The organism is Micromonospora inaquosa (assembly GCF_003857055.1).
Lineage (GTDB): Bacteria > Actinomycetota > Actinomycetes > Mycobacteriales > Micromonosporaceae > Micromonospora > Micromonospora inaquosa.
In genome coordinates, this window is the sequence record NZ_QGSZ01000085.1 from 1 (window position 1) to 8,225 (window position 8,225).

Annotated in this window: 10 protein-coding genes; 3 read left to right on the plus strand and 7 right to left on the minus strand. The window is 71.1% G+C overall.

Annotated elements, in window-relative coordinates:
- Window positions 1-152: 152 nt before the first annotated feature.
- The 7 genes from DLJ59_RS01520 to DLJ59_RS01550 form a co-directional block, all read right to left on the minus strand.
- Window positions 153-1,379, minus strand: coding sequence for a globin domain-containing protein (locus DLJ59_RS01520; RefSeq protein ID WP_124770733.1), 1,227 nt, complete (start codon window positions 1,377-1,379; stop codon window positions 153-155).
- Between the two features lie 38 nt (window positions 1,380-1,417).
- A complete protein-coding gene (locus DLJ59_RS01525; protein ID WP_124770734.1) occupies window positions 1,418-1,846 on the minus strand; it encodes an RrF2 family transcriptional regulator in 429 nt (142 codons plus the stop codon).
- A 161-nt stretch (window positions 1,847-2,007) separates the two neighbouring features.
- On the minus strand, window positions 2,008-2,730 hold the full coding sequence (locus DLJ59_RS01530) for a CDP-alcohol phosphatidyltransferase family protein (RefSeq protein ID WP_124770735.1): 723 nt from the start codon (window positions 2,728-2,730) through the stop codon (window positions 2,008-2,010).
- Window positions 2,705-3,772: an iron-containing alcohol dehydrogenase family protein gene (locus tag DLJ59_RS01535; protein ID WP_124770736.1), complete on the minus strand. Its 1,068-nt coding sequence runs from the start codon at window positions 3,770-3,772 to the stop codon at window positions 2,705-2,707. The genes DLJ59_RS01530 and DLJ59_RS01535 overlap by 26 nt, the downstream gene beginning before the upstream one ends.
- On the minus strand, window positions 3,760-4,491 hold the full coding sequence (locus tag DLJ59_RS01540; protein WP_124770737.1) for a phosphocholine cytidylyltransferase family protein: 732 nt from the start codon (window positions 4,489-4,491) through the stop codon (window positions 3,760-3,762). The genes DLJ59_RS01535 and DLJ59_RS01540 overlap by 13 nt, the downstream gene beginning before the upstream one ends.
- A 78-nt stretch (window positions 4,492-4,569) precedes the next feature.
- Window positions 4,570-5,337, minus strand: coding sequence for a hypothetical protein (locus DLJ59_RS01545; RefSeq protein WP_124770738.1), 768 nt, complete (start codon window positions 5,335-5,337; stop codon window positions 4,570-4,572).
- Window positions 5,334-5,786: an NUDIX hydrolase gene (locus DLJ59_RS01550; RefSeq protein WP_208648520.1), complete on the minus strand. Its 453-nt coding sequence runs from the start codon at window positions 5,784-5,786 to the stop codon at window positions 5,334-5,336. The genes DLJ59_RS01545 and DLJ59_RS01550 overlap by 4 nt, the downstream gene beginning before the upstream one ends.
- 109 nt (window positions 5,787-5,895) lie before the next feature.
- Between DLJ59_RS01550 and DLJ59_RS01555 the strand changes: the two genes are divergently transcribed.
- From DLJ59_RS01555 to DLJ59_RS01565, 3 genes are all read left to right on the plus strand, one after another.
- Window positions 5,896-6,288 carry a CBS domain-containing protein gene (locus tag DLJ59_RS01555; RefSeq protein WP_124770740.1) on the plus strand — a complete coding sequence of 131 codons (393 nt, stop codon included), beginning with the start codon at window positions 5,896-5,898 and terminating at the stop codon, window positions 6,286-6,288.
- 83 nt (window positions 6,289-6,371) lie between these two features.
- Window positions 6,372-6,830 carry an ester cyclase gene (locus tag DLJ59_RS01560; protein ID WP_124770741.1) on the plus strand — a complete coding sequence of 153 codons (459 nt, stop codon included), beginning with the start codon at window positions 6,372-6,374 and terminating at the stop codon, window positions 6,828-6,830.
- Between the two features lie 106 nt (window positions 6,831-6,936).
- Window positions 6,937-8,031, plus strand: coding sequence for an aminotransferase-like domain-containing protein (locus DLJ59_RS01565; protein WP_124770742.1), 1,095 nt, complete (start codon window positions 6,937-6,939; stop codon window positions 8,029-8,031).
- Window positions 8,032-8,225 lie beyond the last annotated feature (194 nt).

Consider the following 8,225-nt stretch of genomic DNA (forward strand, 5'->3'; position numbering starts at 1 on the left):
GGCCTGACCCACACCCCCACCCGCACCTGATCCACCCGCGCCGGTCCGGGCGGCCCGGAAACCCGTCGAGGCCCGCCCGCTGGCGAGCCTCGACGGACCGGTTCGGCGGTCAGATCGGGCGGGGTCGCCCCGACGGGTTCCTGGCGGCCCGATCAGGCCGGGACGGCCACTGGGACGGCCACCGGGGCGGGGCGCCACTGCTCGGAGCCGAAGACCTCGTAGCGGATCCGCTCGTCGGGCAGTCCACGGCGGTGCAGACCGGCCCGGACCAGCTGCATGAACGGAACCGGGCCGCAGAGGTAGACCACCGAATCCGGATGGAGCGGGATGGCGTCGATGTCGACGAAGCCGACGTTGGCACCGGGGACGTCTGCCGGCTCCTCGTACCAGACGAGGTTTCGGAAGGACCGCAGGCGCGAGCCGTTGGTGTACATGTCGGCGCGCAACGGGTGCCGCTCGACACTGCGGTCGGCGTGTACTGCCGTGACGTCGCGGGCTGGCTGGGTGCGCGCCACGTGGTCCAGGATCGCGGCCATCGGAGTGATACCGACGCCCGCGCTCACCAGCACCAGCGGCGCGTCGCTGTCGCGCAGCGTCAGTTCGCCGTACGGCGAACTCAGGCGCAGGTGGTCGCCGATGTCGACGTGGTCGTGCAGGAAGCCGGAGACGACGCCGTCCGGAGCCCCGCCGATCCCGCGCACCCGGCGCACCGTGATCCGCAGCGTACGACCGGGGGCCGCCTGTGACAGGGAGTACTGCCGCAGCTGTCGTGTGCCGTCGGGAAGGTCCGCGGCGACCGTGACGTACTGACCGGGCAGGAAGTCGGGCACGGTGCCGCCGGCGGTCGGGGTCAAGATGAAGGACACGGTGTCGTGCGCCTCAGTGATCTTGTTCGCCACGACGTACTCGCGCCACGGGTCGTTGCCGTGCACACCGGCCTCGGCGTAGAGGCGTGCCTCGCGTCCGATCAGCCGGGAGGCGAACAGCCAGTACACCTCGTCCCACGCGGCGGCGACCTCCGGAGTCACCGCATCGCCGAGAACGGTCCCCACCGCTCCCATGAGGTATCTCCCGACCATCGTGTACTGCTCCGGTCGGATACCCAGTGCGCAGTGCCGCTGTGCGATGCGCTCCGTCATGTGCTCGAAGACCGAGGCGTCCGGGCCGACGCCGACCAGGTGAGCGGCGAAGGTGGCGACAGCGCCCGCCAGGGCGCTCTTCTGCTCGCCAGTCGCCTGTGCGCTACGGCTGAACAGATTGAGCAGATCAGGGTTCTCGCCGAGCATCGTGTCGTAGAAGACGCCGGAGATGGTGTCGATGTGTTGGCCGACGACGGGAAGAGTCGCCTCGATGACCGGGACGCTGGTTGCGGAGAGCATTGTTCCGTGTTCCTCCGATGAAGGGATCGGTGTGACGATCAGGCGCGGCCGAGGCTCAGCAGCATCTGCCGGGCCGGCGGTGCGGCGAGGTCGCCGACCGTGATCGGGTCGAGGGCGGCATAGAACGCCTCTTGTGCGCGGCTCAGGGCACCCCGAAGCAGGCAGCCGCGGCTCAATGGGCAGGCCGGGTCGCCGTCGCAGTCGACAACCTCACTCCCGCCCTCCAGGTCCCGGACTATGCCGCCTATCGATGCCGAGCTGGCGGCGGCGGCGAGGCGGACCCCACCGCTACGACCCCGCACGGTTTCCAGCAGGCCCAGGTGCTGCAGCCGTTGCACGACCTTGGCGAGATGGTGCCGTGGCACCGCCAGGCAATCGGCCAGTTCGTCGATGGTGAGCAGTCCGTTGCGTGTCGCACCCAGCATGAGGATGCGAAGGCTGATGTCCGTGGAGCGGTTGAGGCGCACAGAAGGACCCTATGTAAAGAGGAGTCGTGGAGTCCTGTTTTATGCCGGAGGTCACTCCGGCTCTCGGACGAGACACAGTCGACGAACCCACGCGCAGCACCAGCGCAGCAACCAGGAGGAGTAGGGCGTCGCGTGTGACGCCCTACGGCAGGTCGGTCGGGTCAGTGCAGGGAGGCGCGGGCGGAGAAGGCGATGCTCGCCAGCAGGAAGCCGCCGTTGACGATGGTGAAGGCGATCATCACCCAGAGGGCCAGCGCGGGGGCCACGGCCAACACCAGGGCGGCCACGAAGATCACCGCGCCGTAGTCGCGGACCAGCTTCACCAGGCGCACCGGCAGCGAGGTCGAGGTGACCATGCTGGCCGCGTTCGGGCCGGCCTGCATCACCGAGGTCACCAGGTTGACCATCCAGGTGCCCGCGAAGGCCGCCACGAGCCAGGTCGGCGTGGTCGGCTCCTGCGCCACGGCGGTGGCGGCCAGGGCGGCCACCAGTGCGATCTGCGCGGCCACGTCACAGAGCACGTCGACCCGGGCGCCGGCCGCGCTGCCCTGGCCGGTCACCCGGGCCAGCTGCCCGTCCGCGCAGTCCAGCGAGTACGCCACCTGCCAGCCGATCAGGGCCAGCAGACCAACCAGCCAGGCCGGTACGTCCCCGGCGGCGACCGGGCCGGCGAGCGCCACCACGGTGACCGAGGTGGCCAGCCCGAGCACCAGGTTGGTGATGGTCAACGCTGTCGGTCGCAGCCCGAGCCGCTGGGCGACGAGCGCGAAGACGGCCCCCAGCCACTGGCTGATCGACTCGCTGAACAGGCCGCCGCCCCGGTTCACCCGGTGGAAGTCGGCGACGGTGGGACGGGGGTCAGCCAAGCTGGTCGCGGATTGCACCGGCGTAGTCTGCCAGCCGCTCCCGGGTCTCGGTAGGCGACAGTGCCAGGTGTTCGAGGATGGTGTACCGGTCCGGCCGCGTACGCGGCGCGAACTGCACCGCCTCGATGAACTGGTCGTCGCTGAGCGTCACCTCGGCGGGGAGCCGGGGCAGACCGTGCCGGGCCAGGCAGGCCGACATCTCCCCGAAGCGGCGGAGGTCTCCGCGCAGCCAGGTGCAGAACAACGCGCCCAGCCCGGCCAGCTCGCCGTGCGAGGCGGTGCCGGGAAAGAGCGAGTCGACCGCGTGCATGATCTCGTGGCAGCCGCCGCTGCACGGACGGCTGGTGCCGTCGACCGCCATCGCCAGGCCGCTGGAGATCAACGCCTCGGCGAGGACGATCACGAAGGCGTCGTCGCTCATGTCGCCCGGGTGGTTGAGCACCGCTTCGGCGCCCGCCCGCGAGAGCGAGGCGGCCAGCCCGTCGACCGGCTCACCGCGTACCTGCCGGGACAGCTCCCAGTCGGCCAGTGCGCTGATGTTGCTGATCACGTCACCGATGCCGGCCCGGTTGTGCCGGTCCGGGCCGCTCTCCACGAAGTCCAGGTCGACGATCACCCCGATCGGGATGTGTACGCCGTAGGAGCCCTTGATCCCGTCGGTGATCAGGCTGGCCACCGGGGAGGCGATCCCGTCGTTGGCGAGGCTCGTCGCCACCGACACCATCGGCAGCCCTCGACGGGTGGCCGCGTACTTGGCCACGTCGATGGTCTTGCCGCCGCCGATGCCGACGACCGCGTCGTACGACCGGGCGCGGAGTTTGCCGCCCAGATCGTCGGCGGCGTCCAACGTCCCGCCGGAGACGGTGAAGACGTCCGCCGAGCGCAGCGACGGTCGGATCAGCTCCGCGATCTGGGCACCCTGACCCGGGCCGACCACCACCGCGACGTCGCCCCCGGAGGAGATCCGCCCGTCGGCGAGGATCGCGCCCAGATCGGCGACCGCCCCGCGTCGCACGTCGATGTGCAGCGGGGTGAGGACGCTCCGAGCTAGTAGCGGCACGCGATCTCCCGCGCGCGGGCCAGGTCGGCGTGGTTGTCGACCTCGATCCACAGGACGTCACCGATCGGCGCAGCCCGCACCTCACCGCCCCGGTCGGAGAACTCCTGGTAGCCGTCCTCGTAGTAGAGGTTCGGGTCCCGTCGCCAGGTCGCCTCCAGCGCGTCGGCGAGGGCGTCGGCGACCTGCGGCTCGATCAGCGTCGCGCCGATGTACTCCCCGTACGCCTCGCCCGGGTCCATGATCTTGGTGATCCGGGTGAGCTGGCCGGCTGCGTCGAAGGTGGTCTTCATCTCCTCCTCGGCCAGCGGCTTGAGGGTGTCCACGGCGAGCAGGATGCCCGGGCCACGCTCGGCGAGCAGGGTCTTCTCCACGCTCACCGGGTGCACGGTGTCCCCGTTGACCAGCAGCACCCCGCGCGCGAAGTACTCCCGGGCGAGCCAGAGCGAGTAGGCGTTGTTCCACTCCTCGGCCTTGTCGTTGTGCACCAGGGTGAGCGTGACCCCGTACCGCTTCTCCAGGTCGGCCTGCCGCTCGCGGACCGCGTCCGCCGAGTAGCCGACGACGATCACGATGTCGGTGAGCCCGACCTCGGCGAGGTTGCCCAGCGCGATGTCCAGGATCGTCGTCTCACCGTCCACCGGCACCAACGCCTTGGGCAGGGTGTCGGTGTACGGGCGCAGCCGTCGTCCCGCTCCGGCCGCGAGCACCATTCCGATCATCGCGACATCCTCCCTCGTCCTGCTCCGGTCACCGCTGGAGAATAGCCCCGGCTGAGTGCGCCGCTCCGGCCAACCGGGTCAGCCGGGCAACGCCGCCAGGTCGGCGAGCATGCTCAGGCGTTCCTCCGCGCTGAGAGTGGCGTACGGGCCGGCGGCCCGGCGGTCGGTCTCCAGTTCGATGGCGACCCGCTCGGGACCGGGCGGCAGGGCGGCGATGCTCGACGCGGTGTGCCCGGCGGCGGCCCAGGCGGCGGCGTGCGCGTCGGCCCGGTGATGTCGCAGCGCGCCGAGCCGGTTGAGCAGCAGCACGCCCGACGGGGTGCCGTCCGGTTCGTACGGGGGCGCCAGCGCGGCGAAGGCCGACTCGCCCCGGCTCCCCTCCTCGTCGGCCAGCACCAGGGCGTACGACAGCAGTCGGCCGAGCGCGGCGACCAGTCGGGCCACCCGGTCGTCGTGACCGGCCCACAGCTCCTCGGTGACTTCGGCGTGCACCTGATAGAGCTCGGTGAGGAAGGCGGCGCCCCGTTCGGTGGCAGAGAGGGTGCCGTCCGGGCCGCGGTAGATCATCCCGTGTGCCACCTGCTTGTCCACGGCTCGCCGGCAGACGACCGGGTCGTGGTACCGCGTGATCGCCGCGAACCCGGGCCCGTCGACAGTGCCACCGGGTGCGGCCAGTCGGGTGCGCAGGTCGACCAGGAAGCCGGTCGCCGTGACCCCGCCGTAGCGCTGGGACAGTTCGGCGCCACCACCGTCCCGGCCGGCCAGCATCCCGGCGCGGAAGGTCCGGTCCACGGCCGGTGCGAGCAGCCCGGCGATCCGGTGGGGCGCCAGCGCGACGGTGTTCACCGACCGATCGACCGTAGGACGGCGAAGCCCTCCTCCGCGATCCGCCGGATCAGCCCGTCGTTGACGTCGCGGTGCTCGTCGAGCACCGTCAGCTCGTCCTCGGCCAGCCAGCGGTACTCGGTGTGCTTACCGGCCTCCAATGTCGGGCGGTCGAGGTCACCGTCGACGCGGACCAGAAAGTCGTGTTCGGTCCGGGCCAGCCCGTCGTCGCCGACGTAGCTGTACTCGCCCACCTGGCCCAGGACCTGCGAGAGGACCCAGCCGGTCTCCTCGGTGATCTCCCGGCGTAGCGCCTCGCCGATGTCCTCGCCCGGCTCCAGGTGGCCACCCACGATGTCCCAGCAGTTGGGAAACAGGCGTCGGTGTGGTGAGCGGCGCTGGAAGAAGATGCGGCCGTCATGGCCGACGATCAGCGCGCCGGCGCAGCGCAGGGGCTCGGTGGACACCATCCGACAGTAACCAGCGTCCGCAGCATGTGCGATGCCGCTCTTGTCCCGGAAACATCCACCGACCACCATGTCCGTACCGAATGCCACCGTCCCAAAGGGGTGATGCGTGATGCAGGTACGGGATGCAATGTCCAGCCAGGTCCTCGTCGTCGGTCCGGAGCACACGCTCCGCCAGGCGGCCCGGATGATGTCGGCCCGCGGTGTCGGGTCGGCGGTCGTGATCGACCCGGACTCCGAGGGCGTGGGGATCATGACCGAACGCGACGTGTTGAAGGCCATCGGCGCCGGCCTGGACTGCGACGTGGAACGCACCGGCGCCCACCTGACCTGGGACGTGGTCTACGCGGGGCCGGAGTGGACCCTGGCCGAGGCCGCCGCCGCGATGGCTCGGGGCGGGTTCCGGCACCTGGTGGTGCTGGACGGCCGGGAGGTGGCCGGCGTGATCTCCGTCCGGGACATCATGCGGGTCTGGTCGGAGAGCCAGGCGGTCGCCACGACCTGACCGGGGGTGGTGTGCCGGGGTGGATCGATGGGTAGACATCCCTTGCGGGCGCGGAGATGCCGTGGCCCGTGGGGGAGGTCCCGATGCGCGACGCGGAGCGGCTGGTCGAGCAGCAGTACGCCATGCTCCTGCGCCGGGACGTGGCCCGACTGCCGGACCTCTACGCCCCGGAGGCGTTCTACGCCATGCCGGGGGTGACGGTCCGCCCGATCGAGCTGCCCGCGCTGCTGCGCACCTGGACCGGCGCCTTTCCAGACCTGCGAGTCGACCCGATGGGCGCGGTCCGCACCGGCGGTGGGGCGGCGGTCGAGCTGCGGCTGACCGGCACCCACACCGGCACCCTGCACTCGCCGTACGGCACCGTCGCGCCCACCGGCCGCCTGGTGAGCTGGGAGGTGGCCGACGTGGTCCGGGCCCGCAAGGGTCGGATCACCGCCTGGCGTTCCTACTTCGACTGGAGTCAGCTCCTCGACGCTCTCGGCGTGCAACTGGAGGGACTTTCCCGGGCCGCGCAGCACGACGCGCTCGCCCTTCCGGTCTGATCTGCCGCCGACTGGTCCAGTAGGGTCACCCGACCCGGTGGCTCAGGATGCGGACATCGCCGTGCCGACCGCGAGTTCCCCGCCGCCGCCCGTACGCTCAACATTCATGACCGCCGAGCAGTTGATCTCCTTTGCCCGTGGGGCTCCCTCGCTGGACATCGTCGATGTCGAGGGGCTCAAGGCCGCCGCCGTCCGCGCCTTCGACGCCGACCCCGCTGGGGTGACGGCGTACGGCACCTCCGTCGGGTACCTTCCGCTGCGGAAGTGGATCGCCGAGAAGCACGGGGTCGAGGCCGACCAGGTGCTGGTCACCAACGGGTCGCTCCAGGCCGACGCGTTCCTCTTCGACCACCTGGTCCGCCCCGGCGACGCGGTGGTGGTGGAACGCCCGACGTACGACCGGACGCTGCTGAACCTCCAGCGGATGGGCAGCGAGCTGTACGGCATCTCGGTCCAGCCGGATGGCCTGGACACTGCCGAGCTGCGCAAGCTGCTGGAGTCCGGGGTCCGGCCCCGGCTCGCGCACGTCATCCCGAACTACCAGAACCCGGCCGGCATGACGCTGTCGCTGGAGAAGCGCCGGGAGTTGCTGGACCTGGCCGCCGAGTACGAGTTCACGATCTTCGAGGACGACCCGTACGCGGACATCCGCTTCCGTGGTGAGGCGCTGCCGTCGATGCTCTCGCTGGACACCCGCAACGTGGTGGTGCACGCGTCGAGCTTCACCAAGACGGTCTGCCCGGGTGTGCGGGTCGGTTACCTGGTCGGTCCGGCCGACCTGATCGCCGCCATCGCGAAGAACGCGACGAGCCTCTACATCTCCCCGGGGATGGTGTCCCAGGCGATCGTGCACCAGTTCTGCGTCTCCGGCGACATCGACCGCTCGATCGAGACGGTCCGGGCGGCGCTGGGCGAACGGGCCCGCGTGCTGGCGGAGTCGTTGCGTCGGCACCTGCCGCAGGCGCGGTTCGTGGAGCCCGACGGTGGCTACTTCCTCTGGGTGGAGTTGCCGGAGGACGTGCTGGTCGACCGGCTCGCCCCGGCGGCGGCCGAGCGCGGGGTGGCCGTGGTCAAGGGCAGCGACTTCGTGCTGGACGGCGGGCGGCACGCGCTCCGGCTGGCCTTCTCGGCGGTGACCGCCGACCGGATCGACGAGGGCGTCCGGCGGCTCGCGGCGGCCGTCGAGGCCGTCCGCGGCTGAATTCTCTGTCGGGTTCCCGACAGAACGACGATGCCGGCCGTCCCGGGACTCCCCTCCGGGCGGCCGGCTGGCCCACAATGCTGCGAGCGTCACCCCGTCAGCTACGGAATTCACCGCACGGCCTCCGGGCCGGCCCGCCCGGGTGGACGCGACAGCACAACCTCCCGCCCCCACAGGTGCTGGGCGGGCCGTGT

Coding starts and splice junctions, on each gene's coding strand:
- DLJ59_RS01540 (WP_124770737.1), bottom strand. CDS start 4,491: ATGATCGGAATGGTGCTCGCGGCCGGAGCGGGACGACGGCTGCGCCCG.
- DLJ59_RS01520 (WP_124770733.1), bottom strand. CDS start 1,379: ATGCTCTCCGCAACCAGCGTCCCGGTCATCGAGGCGACTCTTCCCGTC.
- DLJ59_RS01565 (WP_124770742.1), top strand. CDS start 6,937: ATGACCGCCGAGCAGTTGATCTCCTTTGCCCGTGGGGCTCCCTCGCTG.
- DLJ59_RS01550 (WP_208648520.1), bottom strand. CDS start 5,786: ATGGTGTCCACCGAGCCCCTGCGCTGCGCCGGCGCGCTGATCGTCGGC.
- DLJ59_RS01555 (WP_124770740.1), top strand. CDS start 5,896: ATGCAGGTACGGGATGCAATGTCCAGCCAGGTCCTCGTCGTCGGTCCG.
- DLJ59_RS01560 (WP_124770741.1), top strand. CDS start 6,372: ATGCGCGACGCGGAGCGGCTGGTCGAGCAGCAGTACGCCATGCTCCTG.